The following is a 24155-nucleotide window of genomic DNA, read 5'->3' as shown; positions in this document are numbered from 1 at the left end:
GTGGGCCCGCCCCGGCGCGGCCCGTCCGCCCCCGCACCCCGCGCTGCACCGGGCGCGCTCTCCCTCTGCCGCCTCCCGGAACACTCCGGTCACAGGAACCCCGCCCGCCCCCTGAGCCCCAGCCGCCGCTTGAGCCAGATGCGCCTGTTACGTCCTCGTCTGTCACGGGCGATATGGCTGATTTCCCCTCCTCGCTCGCACTTGTGGCACCCCGCACCACAGGGAAGGCTGCGGAGGTGCCCACGTGCCGGCCGGGGGAACGGCGCGCGGCCCACAGCGTGCACCTGTTGCACCCAGGAGTTAACACGCCGCCGGGTTGGCCGCCCGAAAGCGGTGGGAAGGCTTCCCCGGTGCACACCCCCCGCGCTGCACACGTCAGGTGCCCCGGTCGGAGCACGAACCCCCCGCGCACCTGCCATTCGAGTCCATTCGAGTGAACGCGGACAGGAGCGGCCATGCCCACAGCCCGCCAGCCGACAACTGAGCAGCTACAAAGGACGCAACCCCACCATCGCGGCGCGCGCGGTCAGCCCCTCACGCCCACGTCGCGCGCCCTGCATGCCGAGCTCCGACCCCCAGGTGATTCCATGATCGGTCGCATTCCCGTCCTGGACGTCCGTCCGCTCGTCGACTGCGGCAGACGGCCGGCCAAAGCCGTCGCGGGTGAGACCTTCGAGGTCAGCGCCACCGTGTTCCGGGAGGGGCACGACGCGGTGGCCGCCAATGTCGTCCTGTGCGACCCGAACGGACGGCCCGGCCCCTGGACGCCGATGCGCGAGCTCGCTCCCGGCACGGACCGCTGGGGCGCCGATGTGACCCCGGAGGCCGAGGGCCACTGGACGTACACCGTCGAGGCGTGGAGCGATCCGGTCACCACCTGGCGCGACCGTGCCGCGATCAAGATCCCGGCGGACATCGACACGGCCCTGGTCCTGGAGGAGGGCGCCGAGCTGTACGCCCGTGCCGCCGAGGGCGTGCCCAAGCAGGACGGGCGGGAAGCCGTGCTGGCCGCCGTCGACGCCCTGCGCGACACGGGCCTCGCCGCGGCCGACCGGCTCGCGGCCGCGCTGACGCCCGAGGTGGACGAGGCGCTCGGCCGCCACCCCCTGCGGGAACTGGTCACCGCCTCCCGCCCGATGCCGCTGACCGTGGAGCGCAGGCGCGCCCTCTACGGCTCCTGGTACGAGCTGTTCCCCCGTTCGGAGGGGGCGCGGCTGGAGGAGGCCCCGCCCGCGAAGCCGGCCCGCAGGCCCCGGGCCGCGAAGACCGCCAGGACCGCGACGGCCGCCGCCACGCGGAAGAAGAGCCCCACGGTGACGGCCGAGCTCCCCCCGCCGGCGCCGAAGCTGGTCAGCGGCACCTTCCGCACGGCCGCCGAGCGGCTGCCCGCCGTGGCCGCGATGGGCTTCGACGTCGTCTACCTCCCCCCGATCCACCCCATCGGCACCACGCACCGCAAGGGCCCCAACAACAGCCTCACCCCCGGCGCGGACGACCCCGGCGTGCCCTGGGCGATCGGTTCCGCGGACGGTGGGCACGACGCCGTCCACCCGGACCTCGGCACCATCGAGGACTTCGACCACTTCGTCGCGACGGCCCGCACGCTCCGCATGGAGATCGCCCTGGACTTCGCCCTCCAGTGCTCCCCGGACCACCCGTGGGTGACGGAGCACCCGGAGTGGTTCCACCACCGGCCCGACGGCACCATCGCGTACGCCGAGAACCCGCCCAAGAAGTACCAGGACATCTATCCGATCGCCTTCGACACGGACATGAGCGGGATCGTCGCCGAGACGACGCGCATCCTCCGGTTCTGGATGGACCACGGCGTACGCATCTTCCGCGTCGACAATCCGCACACCAAGCCGGTGGTCTTCTGGGAGAAGGTGATCGCCGACATCAACCGGACCGACCCGGACGTGATCTTCCTGGCGGAGGCCTTCACCCGGCCCGCGATGATGCGCACGCTGGCCTCGGTCGGCTTCCAGCAGTCGTACACGTACTTCACCTGGCGTAACACGAAGCAGGAACTCACCGAGTACGTGTCCGAGCTCTCGGGCGAGAGCGCCTCGTACATGCGGCCGAACTTCTTCGTGAACACGCCCGACATTCTTCCCGGTTACCTCCAGGAGGGCGGCCGTCCCGCCTTCGAGACCCGGGCCGTGCTGGCCGCGACGCTGTCCCCCTCCTGGGGCGTGTACGCCGGCTTCGAGCTGTACGAGAACACCCCGGTGCGTCCCGGGAGCGAGGAGTACCAGGACTCCGAGAAGTACCAACTCAGGCCCAGGGACTGGGAGTCGGCGGAACGTGAGGGCCGCTCGCTCGCTCCCCTGATCACCTCCCTCAACCGGATCCGGCGTCGCCATCCGGCGCTCCAGCAACTGCGCGACGTCCACTTCCACTCGGTCGACAACGAGGCGCTGATCGCCTACAGCAAGCGCTCCGGTTCGAACATCGTTCTGGTGGTCGTCAACCTCGACCCTCACCACACCCAGGAGGCCACGGTCTCGTTGGACATGCCGCGTCTCGGCCTCGACTGGCACGAGAGCGTGCCGGTGCGCGACGAGCTCACCGGCGACACCTATCACTGGGGCAGAACCTTCTATGTGCGTCTGGAGCCGGGTGTGACGCCCGCGCACATCGTCGTTCTGCGACCGTCCCCGCCGACCGGAGGGTCACCCACGCCATGATCGTCAATGAGCCTGTCCACGACCTGTTCGAGGACACTCCCGCCAAGGACCGCGATCCCGACTGGTTCAAGCGCGCCGTCTTCTACGAGGTACTCGTCCGGTCCTTCCAGGACTCCAACGGAGACGGCGTCGGTGACCTCAAGGGCCTCACCGCCAAGCTGGACTACCTGCAGTGGCTGGGCGTCGACTGCCTGTGGCTGCCGCCGTTCTTCAAGTCCCCACTGCGCGACGGTGGTTACGACGTCTCCGACTACACCGCCGTGCTGCCCGAGTTCGGCGACCTCGCCGACTTCGTGGAGTTCGTCGACGCCGCGCACCAGCGCGGCATGCGCGTGATCATCGACTTCGTCATGAACCACACGAGCGATCAGCACGACTGGTTCCAGCAGTCCCGTACGGACCCGGACGGTCCGTACGGCGACTACTACGTCTGGGCCGACGACGACAAGCAGTTCCCGGACGCGCGGATCATCTTCGTCGACACCGAGACGTCCAACTGGACCTTCGACCCGGTCCGCAAGCAGTACTACTGGCACCGGTTCTTCTCGCACCAGCCGGATCTCAACTACGAGAACCCGGCCGTGCAGGAGGAGATCATCTCGGCCCTGCGCTTCTGGCTGGACCTCGGCATCGACGGCTTCCGCGTCGACGCCGTGCCCTACCTCTACCAGCGCGAGGGAACCAACTGCGAGAACCTCCCCGAGACCCACGACTTCCTCAAGCGGGTACGCAAGGAGATCGACGCCAACTACCCGGACACCGTGCTGCTCGCCGAGGCCAACCAGTGGCCCGAGGACGTCGTCGACTACTTCGGCGACTACCAGGCCGGCGGCGACGAGTGCCACATGGCGTTCCACTTCCCCGTGATGCCGCGGATCTTCATGGCCGTACGGCGCGAGAGCCGCTACCCGGTCTCGGAAATCCTGGCGAAGACCCCGGAGATCCCTTCGGGCTGCCAGTGGGGCATCTTCCTTCGCAACCACGACGAGCTCACGCTCGAGATGGTCACGGACGAAGAGCGCGACTACATGTACGCGGAGTACGCCAAGGATCCGCGGATGCGGGCCAACATCGGCATCCGCCGGCGTCTCGCGCCGCTGCTGGACAACGACCGCAACCAGATCGAGCTGTTCACGGCGCTGCTGCTGTCGCTGCCCGGCTCCCCGATCCTCTACTACGGGGACGAGATCGGGATGGGCGACAACATCTGGCTGGGTGACCGGGACGCCGTACGCACCCCGATGCAGTGGACGCCCGACCGCAACGCCGGTTTCTCCTCCAGCGATCCGGGGCGGCTCTACCTCCCCACGATCATGGACCCGGTCTACGGCTACCAGGTGACCAACGTGGAGGCGGCGATGGCCTCGCCGTCGTCGCTGCTGCACTGGACGCGGCGGATGATCGAGATCCGCAAGCAGAATCCCGCCTTCGGCCTCGGCTCGTACAACGAACTGCCGTCGTCCAACCCGGCCGTGATCGCGTTCACCCGCGAGTACAAGGACGATCTCGTGCTGTGCGTCCACAACTTCTCGCGGTTCGCACAGCCGACGGAGCTCGATCTGAGGGCCTTCAACGGGCGTCATCCGGTGGAGCTGATCGGCGGGGTGCGCTTCCCGGCCGTCGGTCAGTGGCCCTATCTGCTGACACTCGCGGGGCACGGTTTCTACTGGTTCCGGCTGCGGAAGGACGCCCCGGTCGGCTGACCGCCGGTGACGGACAGCTGACGGCGCCTCACCGTGGAGGCGCCACTCGCGGGGCGGTTTCCGCCGCCCCGCACGGGGCACTCTCCCCCATATCGAGCTCTTCCGGGCTCCTTCGGGCGCCCATCGGCCCAATGATCGAGTCCTACGGACTTTTCCTCACCGACACGTCCCGCACAGCCGGACAGCCATTGCCGCAATCCGGGACACTCTTCGCATCCTGTGGTGTGCCCGGGGAAAGGACGCGATGCCATGTCGGAGGCTGCATCCACTCGAGTCGCCCTGGCGAAGAGCACAACATCACGAAAGACGACGAGACGGCATCCGCCGGGCAGCACGGGCACCACAGCCCTGCTCGCCTCGCTCGCCCCGCTGCTCCACGAGTGGGTGCCACGCCAGCGCTGGTTCGCCGGCAAGGGGCAGACGGTCACCGGCTTCTCGCTGGTCGCCGCGACCGAGATACTGCCGCTGGACACCACGAGCACGGGCCCGGGACTGCTCCATCTGCTCGTCCGGGTCCACCAGCCCGGCGGCCGCCACCCCCAGGCGCAGGCCCAGGGGGACTGCTACCAGCTGCTGCTCGGCGTGCACGGCACGCTGCCCCCGCGGCTGGCGGACGCCCGCATCGGCCAGGTGGCGGAGGGTCCGCTGGCCGGCCGCACCCTGTACGAAGGACTGCACGACCCCCGCGTCGCGGACCTCCTGCTGGAACGGTTCCGCCATCCCGGCACCCTCGGCCCCCTCCGTTTCGACCGCGCGGAGTCCATCCCCCCAGGGCTCACCCCGCGCGTCCTGGACACCGAGCAGTCCAACTCCTCACTGGTCTACGGGGACGCCTTCATCCTGAAGATCTTCCGGCGGGTCTTCCCGGGCACCAACCCCGATCTCGAACTGCCGCTGGCGCTCGGCCGCGAGGGCTGCGGGCGCGTCCCCGCACCGGTGGCCTGGTTCGAGGCGACCACCGGCCCCGAGCCACTCACGCTCGGCGTGCTGCAGCCGTTCCTGCGCGGCGCCCAGGACGGCTGGCAGCTCGCGCTCGCCGCGCTGGCCGCCGGACGGGACTTCGTCCCCGAGGCGCACGCGCTGGGCCGTGCCACGGCCGAGGTGCACACCGCCCTCGCGGCAGCGCTGCCGACGCCCCCGCTGGCCCACGACCGGACCAGGCACCTGGTGGCCGGGATGGTGGAGCGTCTGGAGGCCGCCGCCCAGGCGGTCCCCGCGCTCGTCCCGTACGTACCGGGCCTGCGCACCGCCTTCGACGCCGTCGCGGCGCTCGGGGAGACCGGCCGTGGCTGGGCCGCCCAGCGGGTCCACGGCGATCTGCACCTGGGCCAGACCCTGCGCGGGGACGACGGTTTCTGGTCACTGATCGACTTCGAGGGAGAGCCGGCCAAGCCGCTGCCCGAACGCCGCAGCCCGCAGCCGACGGTGCGTGACGTCGCCGGAATGCTGCGCTCCTTCGACTACGCCGCCCGCTCGCACCACCCGTGGAACCCGGAGTGGGCGGCCCGCTGCCGAGCCGCCTACTGCGAGGGCTACGCGAGTGCGGCGGGCGCCGACCCGCGCGGCGAGCCGGAACTGCTGCGCGCCCACGAGACCGACAAGGCGGTGTACGAGGTGCTGTACGAGGCCCGGCACCGCCCCGACTGGCTGCCGGTGCCGATGGCCGCCATCCAGCGCCTGGCCGCCGAGCCCGCGTGACCTCCCCTCCCACCACTCACCTTTCGAGGAGGCAGTCTCTGTGACCGCCCGCAAGCCGTCCCGCAAGTCGCCCGAGTCCGTCGAGGTCCCGCCCACGGCCCAGCCGGTGACCACCGAGGTCACCGCTTCCGCCGGAGCACCGGCCGCCTCCGCGCCGGCCGCGGCCGGCGCCGACACGCCCGCCGACGCGCCCGCCGACGCCGCGCCCGCGGCTCCGGCCAAGCGCCCCCGCGCCAGGAAGACGGCCGCCGCGGGGACCGGCGCCCCGCCCCGGCCCCGGCGCGGCGGGGGCAGCAAGAACGTTCTGCCGGCCGCCGCTCTGGATCCGGCGGACCGGGGCCGGCTGCTCGCCGGCGACCACCACGCGCCGCACGACGTCCTCGGTGCGCACCCCGCGTCGGGCGGAGTGCTGTTCCGGGTGCTGCGCCCCTTCGCCCGCTCGGTGTCGGTGCTGGTCAAGAGCAAGCGCGCCGAACTCCAGAGCGACGGCGACGGCTTCTTCTCCGGGGTCCTGCCGCTGCCGGCGGTCCCCGAGGCCTACCGCCTCCAGGTCGTCTACGACGACAACACGATCGAGGTGGAGGACCCCTACCGCTTCCTGCCCGCGATCGGTGAACTCGATCTGCACCTGATCGGCGAAGGCCGGCACGAGGAGCTGTGGAAGGCACTCGGCGCCCAGCCGATGGAGCACCAGGGCGTGACGGGAACCCGCTTCACCGTCTGGGCCCCGAACGCCCGGGGGGTCCGTGTCGCGGGAGACTTCAACTACTGGGACGGCACCGCCTTCCCGATGCGCTCGCTCGGCGGCACCGGGGTGTGGGAGCTCTTCCTCCCGGGCGTCGGTGAGGGCGCCGTGTACAAGTACGACATCTGCCGGCCCGACGGCTCCCACACGCAGCGCGCGGACCCGATGGCCCGCGGCACCGAGGTGCCCCCGGCCACCGCGTCGGTGGTGACCGCGTCGCACCACGAGTGGCAGGACGCCGACTGGATGAGCCACCGCGGCGACCGCCCGGTGCACCAGGCCCCCTTCTCCGTCTACGAGGTCCACCTGCCGTCCTGGCGGCCCGGCCTCGGCTACCGCGAGCTTGCCGCCCAACTGCCCTCGTACGTAAGGGAGCTGGGCTTCACCCACGTCGAGCTGATGCCGGTCTCCGAGCACCCGTTCGGCGGCTCCTGGGGGTATCAGGTCACGGGCTTCTACGCGCCGACGTCCCGCATGGGCTCACCGGACGACTTCCGCTTCCTGGTCGACGCCCTGCACGCGGCGGGGATCGGTGTCCTGATGGACTGGGTTCCCGCGCACTTCCCGCGCGACGACTGGGCCCTTGCCGAGTTCGACGGCCGCCCGCTGTACGAGCACTCCGACCCGAACCGGGCGGCGCACCCCGACTGGGGCACGCTGGAGTTCGACTACGGCCGCAAGGAGGTCCGCAACTTCCTTGTGTCCAACGCCACTTACTGGTGCGAGGAGTTCCACATCGACGGCCTGCGGGTCGACGCGGTCGCCTCCATGCTCTACCTCGACTACTCCCGCGAGGACGGCCAGTGGTCGCCCAACGAGCACGGCGGCCGGGAGAATCTGGACGCCGTCGCCTTCCTCCAGGAGATGAACGCGACGGTCTACCGGCGCAACCCGGGAGTCGTCACGATCGCCGAGGAGTCCACTGCCTGGGAGGGCGTGACCCGCGCGACGGACCATGGCGGCCTGGGCTTCGGCCTGAAGTGGAACATGGGCTGGATGCACGACTCCCTCGTGTACGTCTCCAAGGAGCCCGTCCACCGCAAGTACCACCACAACGAGATGACCTTCTCGATGGTGTACGCGTACAGCGAGAACTACGTGCTGCCGATCTCGCACGACGAGGTGGTGCACGGCAAGCAGGCCCTGGTCAGCAAGATGCCCGGCGACTGGTGGCAGCGCCGCGCCAACCACCGCGCCTACCTCGGCTTCATGTGGGCGCACCCGGGCAAGCAACTCCTTTTCATGGGACAGGAGTTCGCGCAGGGTGCGGAATGGTCCGAGGGCCACGGCCCCGACTGGTGGCTGCTCGACGAGACGTACGAGGCGTCCGGCGACCACCGGGGGGTACGCACCCTGGTCACGGATCTCAACGCGGTGTACAACGCGCTGCCCGCGCTCTGGCAGCTGGACACCTCCCCGGAGGGCTTCTCCTGGATCGACGGAGGAGCCGCGGAGGACAACGCGTTCACCTTCGTGCGCTACGACGCGGACGGCTCACCGCTGATCGCCGTCTCCCACTTCTCACCGGTGGTGCGGCACGACTACCGCATCGGGGTCCCGGACGGCCCGGAGTCCTGGGTGGAGGTCCTGAACACGGACGCGGCCCGCTACGGCGGCGGCGACGTGCGCAACGAGGAGCCGCTGAAGCCGGAGGCTGTACCGGCGCACGGCAGGGACACCAGCATCACGCTGACCCTCCCGCCGCTGGCGACGGTCTGGCTGCGGCCCGCCTGACGGGACGGGGAGGGGCGGTGCACCGGGTCTCCGCGTGCACGGCCGCTCCTGCGGAAGACGAGGCGGTGCACCTGGACCTCCGGGCGCACCGCCCCCTTCCGGCCTCACGGGCCGGTCCGCCTACTTGAGCTTGTACGAGCAGGGCTTGCCCGTCGCGCCGCCCTCGTTCTCGACGACCGTCCTGCCGTCGACCGTGATCGAGCATCCTGCCGCGACCAGCTTGCCGTCGGCCGCCGTCGTGTTGCCGGGCGTGACGATGACCAGACGGCCGACCTCGTGCTCCGCGCCGCGCGGGGCGATGGTGGCCGTCTTCGTCCACGGCAGGTCGACCTCCTTGAAGCCCGAGTCGTCGAGGGTGTACATGACGTTGCTCTTGCCCGTCCCCTCGACCTTGATCGTCACCTCGTGCGACGTGCCGTCCTCCGGCGCGCCTTCGCCGGATTCCTTCGCCTGCGCGGACTCCTGGGCGGCGGGGCTGCTCCCCTTGCCCGCGTCGGCCGGCCCGTCCTCGCCACCACCGCAGCCCGTCAGCAGAGCGGCTGTCAGGACAAGGGCCGTCGCGGTGAGTGTCTTGCGCATTGCTTCCCCCATGATCGGTACCTCCTGGCGCGCATGAGACGCCCAGGTCCGAAAGAGCCTAGTCAGGCGCTCCGACAGCGCTCCGGACGGCCTGCGCCCACGGCCGGACGGCCGTCGCACGGGAGGTCCGGCCTCACGGTGTCCGCATCAGATTGCGCATGCTGCCCACCAGCGCCTTGACGTCACGCCCGGCTGGCGGTTCGGGGGCCGTCTCCACGGTGGGCCCGGTCCCCGCAGGGGCGGTGGCGCGGCAGGGGCGGCAGAGGCCGTCCGGGAGCGCCTCGGCCGGACCGGGACGGCCGCACTCCGCGCACTCCACCAGCAGCGCGCGCACGTTCCGCGCGGCGGGGCCCGGAGCCGGAGCGGCGGGCAGCCGGGGCGGGATCTTGTCGGTGAGCCGACGGCGTACGAACCCGACGGGCGAGCCGATGAGCGACGGAAGCCCGGAGGTGAGGGCCTGCACGAGGTAGTCGGCGTCCACCCCACGGGTGAACCACTCGGCGGCGAGCCGCTCCAGCGCGGCACAGTCCCCGGCGGAGAGTGCCAGCCTGGGTTCGAGGCGGCCGATCCGGGCCAGAGCGAGATACGCGGGCGAGGGCGCGGTGCTGTCCGGGGCCGGGTCCGCCGAAGCCCTCTGCTGCGGCACGGCAGGGGCGGCAGGCGTCTCCTGCGGCGTGGCCGTCGGCGGCCCGACAGGGGCGTCCGGGACCACGGGCGCCTCCCCCGCGAGGTGCTCGGACAACCACTCGTTGTCGCGGGCACGGCGGGACCAGTAGGTACGCGTCACCCAACGGCTCTGGCCGAGCGATTCGACGCGGCAGCGTACGTGTCGGAGGTGCCCGGCGACCGCGAGGGTGCGCAGCGCGGTGCCGATGGCCATCTGGCCGTACAGCGGCAGGTCCTTGGCGAGCGACTTGATGTCCATGGCGGCGCCGTCGGGGAGATGGTCGACGTATCCGGCGACGTACCGCTCGCGCTCGGGGAGCAGAGCGAAGTCCGTCGGCTGCGGGACGGGTTGGTCAGGCACGGAGCGCTTGCCGTACCCGGTGCGGGCCTGGCGGTACGGGCGCGAGGCTGCGGGCGCGCAGGGGGCGGCGTTAGGGTGCTGGGTAGCCACTTGATCGCTCGATTCGATCTTGGGGTGAGACCCCGGATGGTGCTTCCAACACCGTGCCGGGGTCGTTCGTTGTGGGCACCGTAAGCACCCGCGACTCTGCGCCGCAACCTGGTCACGATTAGTCATACTTGCTGGCCGTGACGGGGTAGGGAGGGTGGTCAGGTTTCCCCAACCCCCTTTCTTTCCCGCCGGATGAACAACACCGCTCGAATCCCGGCCCCCGGAGACCGGCCCCCGAACCCCGAAGCTCGAGCGCCGGGCCGGGAGCCTCGCACGTACCCACGAAAGAGTGACCAGGCCGTCTGCGGCGCTCGAACCCCGTATCCCGGGACCCGAGTTCCGGGACTTGAGCTTCGGAGCCTGAGGTTCGGCCACACCCCAGCGCCACCCGCGCCCGTGCGAGGAGTTCCGGCGCCACACCCCCAACGCCACCCGCGCCCGTACGACGAGTTCCGGCCGCCCGCGCCCCACGCCGCGAGTAGGGTCGTGACGTGTGGGTCGGGTCGACCGGAAGGGCAGGGCATGGCCACGGTGAACGGCGTCGACGCCCGCGGTACGCAGCACTGCGAGACGACCGCTCTGGGGGTGCTCCTGCGGCACGAGGGGCTGGATCTGTCCGAACCGATGCTCTTCGGCCTCGGCTCCGGACTGTCCTTCATCTACTGGGACGGCAAGAACCTCGGCTTCCCGTTCCTCGGAGGACGGGTCCGCCCTTTCGAACTCACCAGGAACCTGGCCGGCCGGCTCGGGCTGGACCTCCAGGTCCAGGAGACCACGTCTCCCCGCAGGGCATGGGCGAACGTGACGGCCCACATCGACGCGGGCCGCCCCGTCGGGCTTCAGCTCGACAGCGCGTATTTGGACTACTTCGGGTCGAAGGTGCACTTCGGCGGTCATGTCGTCGCCCTGTACGGCTACGACAACCACCGGGCCCACCTGGTGGACACCGCCCCGCACGGCGGAGCCGTGTCCACCGACCTGGCCGGCCTGGCACGGGCCAGAGCCGCGCGCGGCCCGATGACGGCGAGGCACCGGTCCTTCACCCTCACGGCTCCGGAGGTCATGCCGCCGCTGGAGAGCCGGATCGTTCCGGCCGTCACCGCCTGCGCCGCGGCCTTCCTCGACCCGCCCATCGCCAACCTGGGCCACCGCGGCATCGAGAAGGCGGGCAATCTGGTGCCCATGTGGTTCCGGCGGACGGACGACCCGCGGCGGGACCTGCCGCAGGCCGCCTTCCTGATGGAGGAGGCCGGCACCGGGGGCGCGCTGTTCCGCAACCTCTACCGGGACTTCCTCGCCGAGTGCACGCAGCTGGTCGACGACGAGCACCTGCGCACCGGGCACGGGCTGTACACCGAGGCGGCCGCCCTGTGGACGGAAGCCGCGGCCCTGATCGCCGCAGCCGGTGAGTCGGGCGACGAGCAGGACCTCGTACGGGCGGGTGCCGTCCTGCGTGACGTGTCACGCGTCGAGCGCGAGGCCATGCGGGCGCTGATCCGGCTGGGAGAGGAGAGGCCTCCCGTGTAGCCCCGCCTCCCGAAGCGAGCCGGCCTCCACTTCCGCGCCTCTGCCAGTGTGCTGCCGCCGGTCAGCCGGCAGGGAGGTGGGCCCGTCGCTTCAGTTCGGCGAGGGTGCCCCGGAAGACGTTGAGGTCGGTCCGGCCCTTCGACTCGATGCCGGGCACGTTGCCCTGTTCGCTGTGCTGCCAGATCTTCCAGCGGGAGCCGGCGCCGGGCACGGCCTCGGGCTCGATGCCGCTTCTGTACCGGGGCTGCCAGAGCATGTGGTCCGTGAAGAGCGCGCCGTCGCCCCCCATGCACGTATCGACGAACTGCGCCGTGGTGTAGACGACCGGCGCCACCTTCATCTCGGCGTCGAGCGTGCGAAGGAAGGCGCGCAGCCCGGCCGTGCTGAAGTTGTTCGGGCAGGTGCCGCCGCTTCCCAACTCCAGGTCGATGGCGGGCGGCAGTTCGCCAGGTGCCTTGCCGGTGTAACCGGCCTCCTTCACCGTAGCGACGAAGTTCCTCGCCTGGTCCTTGCCGGGCGTCGTGCCGTAGAAGTGGTAGGCACCGCGGACGAGGCCGGCGGCCTCGGCCCCCTTCAGGTCGGCAGCGAGCCAATCGTCCTGGTGCGTGGTGCCCTCGGTGGCCTTCGCGTACATGAACGCGTAGCCCGCTCGTCGCACCTGACGCCAGTCGATGGCCTTGCTCCCGGGGTGGTTGTAGTGGCTGGTGTCGACGCCCTTGACGCGATAGTCGCCCGGCGGGGCCGCGTGTGCCGGCATCACGGCCGGGCCGGTGAACAGCACCCAGGCACTCGCCGCCAGCGCGACGGACCGCGCAGTGGCCCTGCGCGGGCTGGTCGTGCGGCTCCGCGCCACGGTGAGCGGGAAAGGGACGACGGACATGCGGAGTCCTTCCGGTGGACGGGGTACGAGGTCCGGGCCGTCCCTGCCCCTGCCACTCATCCGGGTGAACGCATGACGGGCGGAGACGCGAGGCTCGCGTCGGAACGCGGCCCCGGTGCCCCCTGGCTCCGGGGCTGCCGGGCGCCGGGGGCAACCTGACCGGATGTCTGGCGGCGAAGTCAGCATGCCGGACGGCTCATCCCTCTCGCTACGATCTGCTCTGCTGTCGGCCGATGCATCCATGTATGCCGTTATGTACGCCACCAACCAGCTGTTATGCCGTCAGGCACAGGTCCCGGGACACCGGCTGTTCCGTACGAGGACGGGGAGGGCCACTCACGTGACGAGCGAGCGACATGGCCAGGATCGGGGAGAACCGCCAGGCGTGCTGTTGGCGCAGTTGCTGCGTGGGTGGTGGGAGGCGGCCGGGAGCACGTACGGCGGGACGCGGCCGACGCAGCAGGCGCTGGCGGCGCGGCTGGGCATCGACCAGACCACGCTCTCGCGCTACATGAACAGGAATCACCAGTCCACCGCGCCGCCGAGGGTGGTGGAAGCGCTGCATGCCCAGTTGCGTGCACCCACGGCGGAGCTGGAGCGGGCGCAGACTCTGTGCAGAGCCGCGCTGGAGGATCTGGGCCGCCAACGGCCGACCGCGTCCGTACCGGCCGGCACCGCACCCGTACCTGCCGGCAGCAACGGCCCCGACGCGGGAGCGGGTGACCGCGCCGCATCCGGCCCGCTCCGCTCCCGGTGGATGCTGCCCTCGATGGCGGCGGTGGCGGTTGTGGCGTTCCTCGCCGGAGCGGCCGTGCAGCAGCAGTTCACCGCGGACCGCACGTCCGCGGCGAGCGGGAGCACGGGGGCCGGTGCCGCTCATGCGGGCGAGGGGCCGGAGGCGTGGCCACTGGTGAAGAGGAGGAAGCACGAGGACCAGTTCACTCGGGGCCGCGCCGTGCAGTACCTGCTGAAGCACCGTGGGTACGAGCTGGACGTGGACGGCATCTTCGGGGACAAGACGTACGAGGCCGTCAAGGACTTCCAGCGGCAGCACCGCCTCCCGGTCGACGGCAAGGTGGGCAAGGACACGTGGCAGGTCCTGGTCGAGGCGGTCGGCATCGGAGACAAAGGCTTCGCGGTCCGGGCCACGCAGGAACTCCTGGACAACGCGGGCCAGGGGGGCGCCGAGGTGTCGGGGAACTTCACCCCGACGACCGCCGCCGACGTGGAGTTCTTCCAGCGGGCGCACGGACTTCCCGCGACCGGCTCGGTGGACGTACTGACGTGGCGCGCCCTGCTCGTGTCCCAGGCACCGGCCGATGACACGCCCCCGTACCAGAAGTCTCCGAGCCCCTTTCCCTCCGTCTCCGCGTGAGCACCGCCGGGAGTGCGGGTGCCGGAGGCGCCACGCAGGGCGGGCGACGGTACCGCGCATGACGTGCCTACTTTGCTGCCTGACGGCATGACACCAGGTCAGACCCCCTCTGCATGCGCTGCATCGATGCGCCTGTGCAACCTGCCGTGAACACCTTTCGGTGCCGTGCTCCGCGGGGCAGTCTGGTGGTGCACCCGGTGGTTCCGGACGGCCCGCCCTCGTCGAAGGGCGTCCAGAGGCCTGCGTCCGTGGCCCTGTCTCCGGTGCGCGTCCCGTCATCTCTTCCCGGAGGAGTTCCCCATGCCCACATTCCGCACGACCCTCACGTCCGCTCTCACGGCGATCGCTCTCGCAGGCGGCCTGGCCGTCGGCGCCTCGGACACGGCACACGCGGACACCTGCAACGCCGACAGGACCGCGAAGATCAGCGGGGCGGAAGCCGCGTGGAGCCTCACCTGCACGAGCACGGGAGTGAAGCTGTCCGGGTGGCTCGAGGACACGCGCACGGACGGCCGGTGCGCGAAGGTCCGCATCGTGGGAGGCAACGGCACTCCTGAGTCGAAGGAAGCCTGCGGCTCAGGGACCCGCGAGCAGTTCGACTTCACGTTCAACGGGACGAATAAGGCGCAGGTCCGCCTGGCCACCGTCTGATCCTCGCCCAGGGCCGGCAGAGCCGGCGGGGCCTGGGGCCGAAGAACACACGACGGCGGATCACCCGATCCCGGTCCGTCACCCCATCCGCGCATTCGCACATCCGCACATCCGCACATCCGCAGCCGCGAGTATCCGGCCGCGACAAAGAAGCGAGGTACGCACATGGAACCGAGCAAGCGCGTGATCAGTGGCCTCATGGTCATGGGAAGTATGGCGACCGCTCTCGCACTGGCCCCGGCCGCTGCCGTCGGCGCACCGGCCACCGACACGCAGACCGCCGTGGCGGCACCTGCCACGACTCTGGTGTTCGACAAGAACCGGGACACGCCCTCCGACTCACGGCTGCTCGTGTACCGGGGCGGGAAGCTCCAGGCCTCCTTCCGGGCCGGATCCGGTCACGGTCCCCGAATCCAGAAGGACTGCGCCCTCGGGGAGGGCTGGATGCCGAACGGGAACTGGCGGATCAAGCTCAAGGACTCGCGCTACAACGGGCGCCTCATCAAGGGATACGCCGTGTACCTGGAAGACATGCCGTGCTCGAGGACCGCACAGCGCACGGAGATGTTCATCCATTCCGAGATGAACCGGGACGGAAGCCAGGGAAAGACCGAGGCACGGCGCTGGGACGGCACGAGTGACTACGCGTCCAACGGCTGTGTGAAGCTGAGCCCCACCGACATCGGGAAGATGTTCCGGCTCCTGAACCGCATCGGCTGGCCGACACACCTGCGGGTGACCGCCTGACGGTTCCGCCGACGGCACACGGGCCGGTGGCGGTCGCACATGCGGACCAGGCCTCCTCCGCTGCTCGCGGAGGAGGCCTGGTCCGGCCGGCTCAGACCGCCGCGGGCAGTACGTCCTCCAGTTCCTGGAGCAGCCGGCGCTTCGGCCGGGCGCCGACCATGGACTTCACCGGTTCACCGTCCTGGAAGACCATCAGCGTCGGCATCGACAGCACCGCGTAGCGGCTCGTGACGGCCGGGTTGTGGTCCACGTCGATCTGGACGATCTTGAGGCGGCCCGCCTCCTCCCTGGCGATCGCGCCGAGCACGGGGGCGAGCTGGCGGCAGGGTCCGCACCAGTCGGCCGTGAACTCGACCAGGACCGGCAGCCCGGCTCCCAGCACCTCCGTGTCGAACGTCGTGTCGGTGACCTCCGCGACACCTTCCACGTGGATCATCTGTCGTCCTCCCAGTTCAGTTCGCATCGTGGCTCGGGGCCGCCCGCCAGCTCGGCGGAGGCCTCCAGCTCGGCGCGCGCGAGCTGCGCGCCGACCTCCGTGCGCACCGACCGCAGTTGGCCGATGAGCGCGTCCAGCTCGCCGAGCTTGCGCCGGTAGACGGCGAGCGAGGCGGGGCAGGAGTCGCCGGCCGGGTGGCCGGCGCGCAGGCAGTCGACGAAGGGGCGCGTCTCCTCCAGGTCGAACCCGAAGTCCTGGAGGGTCCGGATCTGCTGGATCAGCCGCAGGTCGCTCTCGTCGTACGTGCGGTAGCCGTTGTCCGCCCGGCGGGCGTGCAGCAGGCCCCGTGACTCGTAGTACCGAAGCGTCCGTGCCGTCGTCCCGGCGCGTTCGGCCAGTTCCCCGATTCGCATACCGCGACCGTAATCCTTGACGCCGACGTCAAGGCAAGCCGTACGGCGGGGCCCAAGCGCCCGCGCTTTCCGGAAGTTGAACGGCCGGGGCCATTGACGGGCGCTCCGAGTGCAACTAAATAACTCTGAGAGCGCTCTCAAAAGTACCTTCCCGGCACCGTCCCCACCGGAGGTCCCCTTGCGTACGAGCCGCACCATCCCCCACAGACGCACGACCGTCCTCGCCGTCCTCACCGCCCTGGCCCTCGTCCTCGCCGGAGTGATCACCGTCGCCGGTTCCGGGTCCGCCCGGGGTGACGTACCGAGCACACCCGGCTGGAACCTGCAGTGGAGTGACGACTTCAACGGCGCGAACGGCAGCCTGCCGTCCTCCACGAACTGGCAGATAGACACGGGCCACGGCTACCCCGGAGGCCCCGGCAACTGGGGCACGGGAGAGATCCAGAACTACACCTCCAGCCCCGACAACGTCAGCCTCGACGGCAGCGGCAACCTCCGCATCACCCCGCTCCGCGACGGTGCGGGCAACTGGACCTCCGGCCGCATCGAGACCAAGCGGGCCGACTTCAAGGCTCCGGCCGGCGGCACCCTGCGCATCGAGGGCCGCGTCCAGATGCCGAACGTGACCGGCAACGCGGCCCTGGGCTACTGGCCGGCGTTCTGGGCGCTCGGCTCCCCGTACCGGGGCAACTACTGGAACTGGCCGGGCATCGGCGAGTTCGACATCATGGAGAACGTCAACGGGATCAACTCCGTCTGGGGCGTGCTCCACTGCGGGGTCAACCCGGGCGGCCCCTGCAACGAGACCACCGGGCTCGGCAACAGCCGCACCTGCCCGGGTGCCAGTTGCCAGTCCGCGTTCCACACCTACCGCTTCGAGTGGGACCGCGCCGTCACCCCCAACGCCCTGCGCTGGTACGTCGACGGAGAGCTCTTCCACAGCGTCACCCAGAGCCAGCTGGACGCCACGACGTGGGCGAACATGACCGACCACGCCGGCTACTTCCTCCTGCTGAACCTCGCGATCGGCGGGGCGTTCCCGAACGCCCTCGGCGGCTCCACCCCGACCGCCGAGACCGTGCCCGGCCGGCCCATGCTCGTCGACTACGTGGGCGTCTGGACCAAGGGCGGCAGCGGGACGACCGACCCGCCCACGAACCCGCCCACCGGCTCCTCCACCCTCGTCCTGCGCAGCGGCGGAGGCCTCGGGGCAGCCCAGTCCGCCGCCTCCTCGGTGACGGTCGCCTCGGCCGGCGGGGCCAACTACGACGGCACTCCGCACAGCCCGCAGACCTTCACCGCCACGGGCGTCACCCGGACGTACGACGGCGGCTCGACCCAGTTCGACCTGTTCACGGACTCGGGCACGACCATCGCCAACGGGCAGCAGGTCAGGGTGAGTTACGACCGGACCGGCGACGGGACCTGGGACCGCACGGAGACGTACAACTACTTCGCCACCGATCCCGTCAACGGGTACGAGCACTACACGCAGGCCAAGGGGCTCAAGTCCTCCACCGGGAGCCACGGCAACCTCGTGAACGGCACGGTGAAGGTGGAGGTCTGGAACGCCATCGGCAACGGATCGAGCACCGTGGGGGTCGGCAACCAGTCCGCCGTCCGCATCCCGTTCGGCTGACGGGGCGTGACGGGGCGTCAGGACGTCGTGAGGTAACAGGTGTAATCGCCTGTCACCGTCGTCTTCGCCCCGCCTCGACCCATGCTGAATCTGCTGCCCACCTGGGAGGAACCGACGAGACCGAAGCCCTGAGCGTACGCGCCGCCGCGCTGCCAGTCCTCCGGCGCGGCGGCCAGCGCCCGCGCGCACTCCACCCTGGCGTACGAGTCACCGTTCGCGATGTCCTGCCTGCCGGGGAGCACCCGGTCCACCTTGACCTGGGCCAGCACCCGCAGGTCGTGCCGGTCCGCGCACTCCACGGGCCGGACGACCGTCGTGGAACCGAGTCCCGTGTCGCCGGTGGTGGCGCACCGGCCGTCGTCGAGCGCACCGATCGGGGCCAGCACCTTGCCCGCGTCCTCGACGGGACGCCCGCCGGCGTCCGGCCCCTTGCCCTTCACCGGTTCACCGAACGCGCTGAGCGCGTACGAGGCGCGCAGCTGCTTCACCTCGGGGAGGACCCTCTGCTCATGGAGCCTGGCCAGGACGGGGCCGAGGTCGGCGGTCGCCGATGCCAGCCTCCCCTCCGCGTCCAGGCGCACGGTGAGCTGGACGGGCTTTGTGCCCCAGTCCCGCTGGAGGCTCTGCAGGTCCCGGGGGAGCAGCTCGGCGGCGACCTCGGGGAGCGCGGTCACCCGGTAGACGCGGCTGCCGTCCTCCCGGCGCTCTGGCTTCTCCCGTGGGATCACCCGCGGCACCAGGTCGGCGAGGGTCCCGCTGTACGGGGCCGTGTCACCGGCGGCGTGCGCGGCGATCACACCGGTGGTCTCGCCGAGCTCGTTGACCGCTTCGGGGGTGTAGCGCAGCCAGGCGGCGTCGCCGTTCCGGACGTAGACGTCGTCCTCGGCGGTGGCCACGGTCTGCCTCCCTTCCGGGGCGGATCTCCGCAGGAACTCCAGGTCCTGCGCCGGGAAGTGGCGTCCCGCGGTCAGGCCCAGCGTCGCGAGGGACGTGCCTCGCCCGTAGTCCTGGCTCCCCTTCGCCTCGTGGACGGCGTCGCCACCGGCCGCCCCGTAGACCAGCGTCGACACGAACGCGGCGGTGCCCGCGTCGCGCGTGGCGTCCGTCGCGGCCTGGAACTGCTCGGCGAGCGGCAGCCCGTAGACAGACTCCCCCGGCTCGGGCCGGTCCCCGGCGGCGCACCCGGCGGCGCCGACGACGGCCGGCAGCAGCAGTGCGACCGTGGCTCTCCAGTGTCGTCCGGTCCTCAGCGTCCCCACCCCTTGTCTCTGGTCAGGACACCCGTCGCGCCTGGTCAGGACAGTGATACTGCGCGGGACGGCGGCCGGGCGCCAGCACGGAATGATCACGTCCTCGGACCGGCGCGTCCGGGTGTCCGGAGAGGCGGGCACGGGGTCCGTGCGGTCACACGCGGGCGGCCGGTACGGGGATCCCGTACCGGCCGCCCGGTCATGCGTCAGGCCCTCGTCACACCTTCACGAGCGAGGGCTGCTCCTCGCCGCCGTCCCTGGCGTCGGGGACGTGCGGCTCGCCGCCGTGGGCGTCGTCCGTCATCGTCTTCTCGTCGAACGGGAGCGCGCCGGAGAGGACCTGGTCCACCCGCTCCCGGTCGATCTCCTTGGTCCAGGTGCCGACCAGCACGGTGGCCACGGCGTTGCCCGCGAAGTTCGTCAGGGCGCGGGCCTCGCTCATGAACCGGTCGATGCCGACGATCAGGCCGACACCGTCGACCAGTTCGGGGCGGTGCGACTGGAGGCCGCCTGCGAGGGTGGCCAGACCGGCGCCGGTGACGCCCGCGGCGCCCTTCGACGCGATGACCATGAAGACCAGCAGCGAGATCTGCTCGCCGAGGGTCAGCGGGTCACCCGTGGCGTTGGCGATGAACAGCGAGGCCATCGTGAGGTAGATCGCCGTGCCGTCGAGGTTGAAGGAGTAGCCGGTCGGCACGGTGATGCCGACGACGGGCTTGCTGACGCCCATGTGCTCCATCTTCGCGATCAGCCGTGGCAGGGCCGACTCGGACGACGAGGTGGACAGGATCAGCAGGAACTCACGGCCCAGGTACTTCAGCAGCGTGAAGATGTTGACCCCGGCCACCAGGCGCAGGATCGCGCCCAGGATCAGGAACACGAAGAGCGCGCAGGTGACGTAGAAGCCGATCATGATGATCGCGAGGGACTTCAGCGCGTCCACGCCCGTCTCGCCGACCACCGCGGCCATCGCACCGAAGGCTCCGACCGGCGCGGCCCACATGATCATGGCGAGGATGCGGAAGACGAGGCGCTGGATGTGGCCGATGCCCCGGATGACCGGCTCGCCGGCCGAGCCCATGGCCTGGAGCGCGAAGCCCGCGAGCAGGGCGATCAGCAGGGTCTGGAGGACCTCGCCCTCGGTGAACGCCGAGACCATGGTGGTGGGGATGATGCCGAGCAGGAAGTCCACGGTGGACTCGCTGGCACCCGAGGCCTGCTCCTCACCGGCGGCACGGGCCGCCTCGGTGAGGTGGAGGCTGGAGCCGGGCTCCAGGAGGTTGCCGACGACGAGGCCGATGGCCAGGGCGACGGTCGACATGACCAGGAAGTAGCCGAGGGCCAGACCACCGACGGCGCCGACCTTCGCGGCCTTCCGTACGGAGCCGACGCCCAGCACGATCGTGCAGAAGATGATGGGCGAGATCATCATCTTGATGAGGTTGACGAAACCGGTGCCGATCGGCTTGAGCTCCACGGCGAAGTCGGGAGCCACGAGGCCCACCGTGATGCCCAGCACCACGGCGGCGATCACGGCCAGGTACAGATAGTGGGTGCGGTCCCGTCGTGCGGCTTTCTCTGCCACGGGGGTCTCCTCGGGTGTGCGGCGGCTCCCCGTCCCTGGGGGCTCCGGTGACTATCCACTTCCCTGTGACGGCCGTCACCCTTGCGTTCATATCGTTCACGGACGCTTATCGGCCACCTTGGGCCGGTGGTCGCCGACAGGCAGACTGGGTGCCATGCGTCTGCCCCGTACCGTCCCCCGCAGCCTGGCCGGCCAGCTGTTCGCCATGCAGGCCCTGCTCGTGGCCGCGGTCGTCGCGGGGTGCGCGCTCTTCACGTACGCCTCCGGCCGGTCCCAGGCGGAGGAGACCGCGGCGCGGCAGGTGCGGGCAGCCGCTCTCGCCATGGCCGGATCCCCGTCGGTGCGGGAGGCGATCCGTACCCCGGACCCCTCCGCCGTACTCCAGCCGTACGCGGAGCGGGTCCGCGAGGACACCGGGATCGCCTTCGTCACGATCATGGATCCGCAGGGGGTCCGCTGGACCCACCCGGACCGCTCCGAGATCGGCAGGAGCTTCATCGGGCACACGGATCGCGCGCTGCTCGGCGAGACCTTCGAGGAGACCTACACCGGCACGCTGGGCCCCTCGATACGCGTGGTCACGCCGGTCCACGACGGCGGCAGGATCGTCGGCATGGTCAGCGCGGGGATCACCGTGGAGCGGGTCTCCACACAGGTACGGGAACAGCTCGGCGCGCTGGGGACGGCGGCGGGCGCCGCGCTGCTGATCGGCGCGCTCGGGACGTACGTGATCAACGCCAGGCTGCGGCGGCACACCCACGGGATGAACGCCCGGGAGCTGAGCCGGATGCACACCTACCACGAGGCCACGCTGCACGCGGTGCGCGAGGGGCTGCTGATGCTGGACGGGCAGCGCCGGGTCGCCCTGATCAACGACGCGGGCCGGGACCTGCTGGGGCTGGCACCCGGATCGGTCGGACGGCGGGTCGACGAGCTCGCGCTTCCGGCACCGCTGACCGGGGCGCTCCTCGCGTCCGAGCCGCGGGTGGACGAGGTCCACCTGACGGCGGACCGGGTGATCGTCGTCAACACCAGCCCGGTGGTCGGCGGCGAGCGGCGCGGCACGGTGGTGACCCTGCGGGACCACACGGAGCTCCAGGCGCTGTCGGGCGAGCTGGACTCGGAGCGCGGTTTCACCCAGGCGCTGCGCTCACAGGCGCACGAGGCGGCGAACCGGCTGCACACCGTGGTGTCGCTGATCGAGCTGGGCCGGGTCGACGAGGCGGTGGAGTTCGCGACGGCCGAGCTGGAACTGGCGCAGGTGCTCACCGACCGGGTGGTGGGGGCGGTGGCCGAACCGGTGCTCGCCGCGCTGCTGCTCGGCAAGGCGGCGCAGGCCAACGAGCGCGGTGTGGAGCTGGTGCTCGCGCGGGACAGCCTGATCGACGACGGGGCGCTGCCGCGGTCACTGGCCGCACGGGACCTGGTCACGATTCTCGGCAACCTGATCGACAACGCGGTGGACGCCGCGTCCGAGGCGGGTCAGGGCGACGGCGGGGCCGTCCCGGCGCAGCGCACGGCGACACGGGCCCTGGTCACCGTGACGGCGCGCACGGACGGGGGCGAGCTGCTGCTGCGGGTGGCGGACACGGGCGGCGGGATCGGCCCCGACGACGCGGACGAGGTGTTCGGCCGGGGCTGGACGACCCACGGGGCGGGCCGCGGCCTGGGCCTGGCGCTCGTACGGCAGGCCGTCCACCGCAACGGCGGCACGGTGACGCTCGGCCGGGCGGCGGACGGGGGCGCGGAGTTCACGGTACGGCTGCCCCTGGACGGCCGGGGGCCGAGAGCCGAGGTGGTGACGGCATGATCCGCGTACTGGTCGTGGAGGACGATCCGGTGGCCGCCGACGCCCACCAGCTGTACGTGGACCGGGTGCCTGGCTTCGAGGTGGCGGCCGTGGCCCACTCCCGGGCCGAGGCCGTGCGGGCCCTGGACCGGACGGCGGTGGACCTGCTGCTCCTCGACCTCTATCTGCCCGACGGCCACGGCCTGCAACTGCTGCGGTCGCTGCGGGCGGCGGGCCACGGCGCCGACGTCATCGCCGTGACGTCGGCGCGCGACCTGGCGGTGGTGCGGGAGGGCGTGTCGCTCGGGGTCGTGCAGTACGTGCTGAAGCCGTTCACCTACCCCACCCTGCGGGACCGGCTCGTGCGCTATGCCGAGTTCCGGGCGGCGGCCGGTGAGGCGAGCGGCCAGGAGGAGGTGGACCGGGCCCTCGGCGCCCTGCGGGTCGCGGACCCGGCCACGCTGCCCAAGGGCCTGAGCGGACCGACGCTGGAGTCGGTGACCGGAGCGCTGCGGGAGGCACGCGAGGGGCTGACGGCGACGGCCGCCGGGCAGGAGCTGGGGATGTCGCGGATCACCGCACGCCGCTATCTGGAGCATCTGGTGACGGCGGGCCGGGCGGAACGCCGGCCCAGCTACGGCCAGGTCGGCCGGCCCGAGCTGCACTACCGCTGGGTGGCCGAAACCCGATGATCGCGCGGGCGCCGCCGGAAGGCCCCCGCTAGGAGGATCATACGAAGGGTGAACTGATAGGAACAGCCTGTAGCCAGGGCGTTCTCCGCCTTCTACGGTGGGGCCGTGCACCCCACCCCGCCCTTCAACGCCCCCGCCGCGCGCCGCTTGCGCGAGGCGCTGGGAATGGCTCCCGGACATGTTGCGTACGGGCTCGGCGCCCAGTACGGACTCCAGATCACGGCAGAGACCGTGATGGCCTGGGAGCGCGGTACGGCCCTGCCCGGCGAACGCGAACTGATGGCTCTGGCCGGGGTGCTGTGGTGCGCTCCGGGTGAACTCCTCTCCTCTGCGGGCACGTTGCGCGAGCACCGGCTCGCCCGGGACGTCGCCGTGGACGAACTGGCCCGGAAGCTGGGGATGTCGGCCGCGGTGTACCAGCGGATCGAGGAGTCGGGCCGCTGGCGGGGCAACGAGCGCCAGGCCGTGGCGCTCTGCGACGCGCTGGGCATGTCCGCGGCGCAGTTCCTGACGGCCACCGGCCGGAACGAGGAGTTGAAGGACCTGCTGACGCGGGCGGTGACGACCCGCTGGCAGGCGTACGTGCGGCCGGTCGACAAGCTCGTACCGCTGGACCGCATCCTCCTCCAGAACGTGCTGGAGCAGTTGCACGCCGACTACCAGGCCCTGATGGTGTCGACGCTGAGCTGGAACACCGCGGGGCGTGACCGTGACGGGACGGCGGGCGACGCGGGGCGGGAGTACCTGGACCGGGTCGTCGAGGAGTTCTGGCGGACGGCCGGCATCTGAGACCGCCGAGGCCGCCCGGGACTCAGCCGCCCACCGGGCCCGAGGAGTACAACTGGGCCGCCCCCTCGCGCTCGCTTCCGGGGCTCGCCTTGCGGACCGCCGGCCAGGCATCAGCC

19 protein-coding genes are annotated in these 24155 nt (G+C 71.2%); 12 read left to right on the top strand and 7 right to left on the bottom strand.

Annotated features, from left to right (window positions below; genetic code table 11):
* Positions 1-587: 587 nt before the first annotated feature.
* The 4 genes from ACFYQ6_RS13195 (at position 588) to glgB (ending at position 8570) form a co-directional block, all read left to right on the top strand.
* Positions 588-2690, top strand: coding sequence for an alpha-1,4-glucan--maltose-1-phosphate maltosyltransferase (locus ACFYQ6_RS13195; RefSeq protein WP_361573863.1), 2103 nt, complete (start codon positions 588-590; stop codon positions 2688-2690).
* Positions 2687-4393, top strand: a complete 1707-nt coding sequence (gene treS, locus ACFYQ6_RS13190; RefSeq protein ID WP_361573860.1) for a maltose alpha-D-glucosyltransferase — start codon at positions 2687-2689, stop codon at positions 4391-4393. The genes ACFYQ6_RS13195 and treS overlap by 4 nt, the downstream gene beginning before the upstream one ends.
* Positions 4394-4642: 249 nt before the next feature.
* Positions 4643-6091, top strand: a complete 1449-nt coding sequence (locus ACFYQ6_RS13185) for a maltokinase (protein WP_361573858.1) — start codon at positions 4643-4645, stop codon at positions 6089-6091.
* A gap of 40 nt (positions 6092-6131) precedes the next feature.
* Positions 6132-8570, top strand: a complete 2439-nt coding sequence (gene glgB / locus ACFYQ6_RS13180; protein ID WP_361573856.1) for a 1,4-alpha-glucan branching enzyme — start codon at positions 6132-6134, stop codon at positions 8568-8570.
* A gap of 120 nt (positions 8571-8690) precedes the next feature.
* Here glgB and ACFYQ6_RS13175 read toward each other — a convergent pair whose 3' ends face one another.
* The gene (locus ACFYQ6_RS13175; protein ID WP_388762902.1) at positions 8691-9161 is read right to left on the bottom strand and encodes a hypothetical protein; all 471 of its coding nucleotides are present in this window, start codon (positions 9159-9161) and stop codon (positions 8691-8693) included.
* Between the two features lie 121 nt (positions 9162-9282).
* On the bottom strand, positions 9283-10266 hold the full coding sequence (locus ACFYQ6_RS13170; protein WP_388762900.1) for a MarR family transcriptional regulator: 984 nt from the start codon (positions 10264-10266) through the stop codon (positions 9283-9285).
* A 522-nt stretch (positions 10267-10788) separates the two neighbouring features.
* Between ACFYQ6_RS13170 and ACFYQ6_RS13165 the strand changes: the two genes are divergently transcribed.
* Positions 10789-11793 (top strand): BtrH N-terminal domain-containing protein, encoded by a 1005-nt coding sequence (locus ACFYQ6_RS13165; RefSeq protein ID WP_388762898.1) that lies wholly within the window; start codon positions 10789-10791, stop codon positions 11791-11793.
* 61 nt (positions 11794-11854) lie between these two features.
* On the opposite strand, the gene ACFYQ6_RS13160 is transcribed toward ACFYQ6_RS13165, so the two are convergent.
* Positions 11855-12673 (bottom strand): glycoside hydrolase family 25 protein, encoded by an 819-nt coding sequence (locus ACFYQ6_RS13160; protein WP_388762896.1) that lies wholly within the window; start codon positions 12671-12673, stop codon positions 11855-11857.
* Positions 12674-13058: 385 nt separating this feature from the next.
* Between ACFYQ6_RS13160 and ACFYQ6_RS13155 the strand changes: the two genes are divergently transcribed.
* The 3 genes from ACFYQ6_RS13155 to ACFYQ6_RS13145 all read left to right on the top strand — a co-directional run bounded on the left by ACFYQ6_RS13155 (position 13059) and on the right by ACFYQ6_RS13145 (position 15446).
* Positions 13059-14048, top strand: a complete 990-nt coding sequence (locus tag ACFYQ6_RS13155) for a peptidoglycan-binding protein (RefSeq protein ID WP_388762894.1) — start codon at positions 13059-13061, stop codon at positions 14046-14048.
* 300 nt (positions 14049-14348) lie between these two features.
* Complete coding sequence (locus ACFYQ6_RS13150) at positions 14349-14699, top strand: hypothetical protein (RefSeq protein ID WP_361573844.1); 351 nt, start codon at positions 14349-14351, stop codon at positions 14697-14699.
* Between the two features lie 165 nt (positions 14700-14864).
* Positions 14865-15446: a L,D-transpeptidase gene (locus tag ACFYQ6_RS13145; RefSeq protein ID WP_361573842.1), complete on the top strand. Its 582-nt coding sequence runs from the start codon at positions 14865-14867 to the stop codon at positions 15444-15446.
* Positions 15447-15537: 91 nt separating this feature from the next.
* Here ACFYQ6_RS13145 and trxA read toward each other — a convergent pair whose 3' ends face one another.
* Positions 15538-15882 carry a thioredoxin gene (gene trxA, locus ACFYQ6_RS13140; RefSeq protein ID WP_356738429.1) on the bottom strand — a complete coding sequence of 115 codons (345 nt, stop codon included), beginning with the start codon at positions 15880-15882 and terminating at the stop codon, positions 15538-15540.
* A complete protein-coding gene (locus tag ACFYQ6_RS13135) occupies positions 15879-16295 on the bottom strand; it encodes a MerR family transcriptional regulator (RefSeq protein ID WP_388762891.1) in 417 nt (138 codons plus the stop codon). The genes trxA and ACFYQ6_RS13135 overlap by 4 nt, the downstream gene beginning before the upstream one ends.
* A 178-nt stretch (positions 16296-16473) precedes the next feature.
* Here ACFYQ6_RS13135 and ACFYQ6_RS13130 point away from each other — a divergent pair, with 178 nt between their 5' ends.
* On the top strand, positions 16474-17934 hold the full coding sequence (locus ACFYQ6_RS13130; RefSeq protein WP_361573837.1) for a family 16 glycosylhydrolase: 1461 nt from the start codon (positions 16474-16476) through the stop codon (positions 17932-17934).
* Between the two features lie 17 nt (positions 17935-17951).
* Here the strand turns inward: ACFYQ6_RS13130 and ACFYQ6_RS13125 are convergent, their stop codons facing one another.
* Together ACFYQ6_RS13125 and ACFYQ6_RS13120 are read right to left on the bottom strand one after the other, a co-directional pair.
* Positions 17952-19193: a hypothetical protein gene (locus tag ACFYQ6_RS13125; RefSeq protein WP_388762889.1), complete on the bottom strand. Its 1242-nt coding sequence runs from the start codon at positions 19191-19193 to the stop codon at positions 17952-17954.
* A gap of 208 nt (positions 19194-19401) precedes the next feature.
* Positions 19402-20769: a cation:dicarboxylate symporter family transporter gene (locus ACFYQ6_RS13120; protein WP_361573833.1), complete on the bottom strand. Its 1368-nt coding sequence runs from the start codon at positions 20767-20769 to the stop codon at positions 19402-19404.
* 154 nt (positions 20770-20923) lie between these two features.
* Here ACFYQ6_RS13120 and ACFYQ6_RS13115 point away from each other — a divergent pair, with 154 nt between their 5' ends.
* The 3 genes from ACFYQ6_RS13115 (at position 20924) to ACFYQ6_RS13105 (ending at position 24039) form a co-directional block, all read left to right on the top strand.
* On the top strand, positions 20924-22579 hold the full coding sequence (locus ACFYQ6_RS13115; protein ID WP_388762887.1) for an ATP-binding protein: 1656 nt from the start codon (positions 20924-20926) through the stop codon (positions 22577-22579).
* Complete coding sequence (locus ACFYQ6_RS13110; protein ID WP_388762885.1) at positions 22576-23250, top strand: response regulator; 675 nt, start codon at positions 22576-22578, stop codon at positions 23248-23250. Before ACFYQ6_RS13115 ends, ACFYQ6_RS13110 begins: the two co-directional genes overlap by 4 nt.
* A 165-nt stretch (positions 23251-23415) precedes the next feature.
* Complete coding sequence (locus tag ACFYQ6_RS13105) at positions 23416-24039, top strand: helix-turn-helix domain-containing protein (protein ID WP_388763027.1); 624 nt, start codon at positions 23416-23418, stop codon at positions 24037-24039.
* Positions 24040-24155: the final 116 nt, after the last annotated feature.

The organism is Streptomyces sp. NPDC005494, assembly GCF_042872025.1.
In the GTDB taxonomy this organism is placed as follows: Bacteria; Actinomycetota; Actinomycetes; order Streptomycetales; family Streptomycetaceae; genus Streptomyces.
This window is presented reverse-complemented; position numbering and strand designations above follow the sequence as displayed.

Coding starts and splice junctions, on each gene's coding strand:
- ACFYQ6_RS13165 (WP_388762898.1), top strand. CDS start 10,789: ATGGCCACGGTGAACGGCGTCGACGCCCGCGGTACGCAGCACTGCGAG.
- ACFYQ6_RS13110 (WP_388762885.1), top strand. CDS start 22,576: ATGATCCGCGTACTGGTCGTGGAGGACGATCCGGTGGCCGCCGACGCC.
- ACFYQ6_RS13195 (WP_361573863.1), top strand. CDS start 588: ATGATCGGTCGCATTCCCGTCCTGGACGTCCGTCCGCTCGTCGACTGC.
- ACFYQ6_RS13185 (WP_361573858.1), top strand. CDS start 4,643: ATGTCGGAGGCTGCATCCACTCGAGTCGCCCTGGCGAAGAGCACAACA.
- treS (WP_361573860.1), top strand. CDS start 2,687: ATGATCGTCAATGAGCCTGTCCACGACCTGTTCGAGGACACTCCCGCC.
- ACFYQ6_RS13175 (WP_388762902.1), bottom strand. CDS start 9,161: ATGGGGGAAGCAATGCGCAAGACACTCACCGCGACGGCCCTTGTCCTG.
- ACFYQ6_RS13150 (WP_361573844.1), top strand. CDS start 14,349: ATGCCCACATTCCGCACGACCCTCACGTCCGCTCTCACGGCGATCGCT.
- ACFYQ6_RS13135 (WP_388762891.1), bottom strand. CDS start 16,295: ATGCGAATCGGGGAACTGGCCGAACGCGCCGGGACGACGGCACGGACG.
- ACFYQ6_RS13160 (WP_388762896.1), bottom strand. CDS start 12,673: ATGTCCGTCGTCCCTTTCCCGCTCACCGTGGCGCGGAGCCGCACGACC.
- trxA (WP_356738429.1), bottom strand. CDS start 15,882: ATGATCCACGTGGAAGGTGTCGCGGAGGTCACCGACACGACGTTCGAC.
- ACFYQ6_RS13105 (WP_388763027.1), top strand. CDS start 23,416: ATGGCTCCCGGACATGTTGCGTACGGGCTCGGCGCCCAGTACGGACTC.
- ACFYQ6_RS13115 (WP_388762887.1), top strand. CDS start 20,924: ATGCGTCTGCCCCGTACCGTCCCCCGCAGCCTGGCCGGCCAGCTGTTC.
- ACFYQ6_RS13145 (WP_361573842.1), top strand. CDS start 14,865: ATGGAACCGAGCAAGCGCGTGATCAGTGGCCTCATGGTCATGGGAAGT.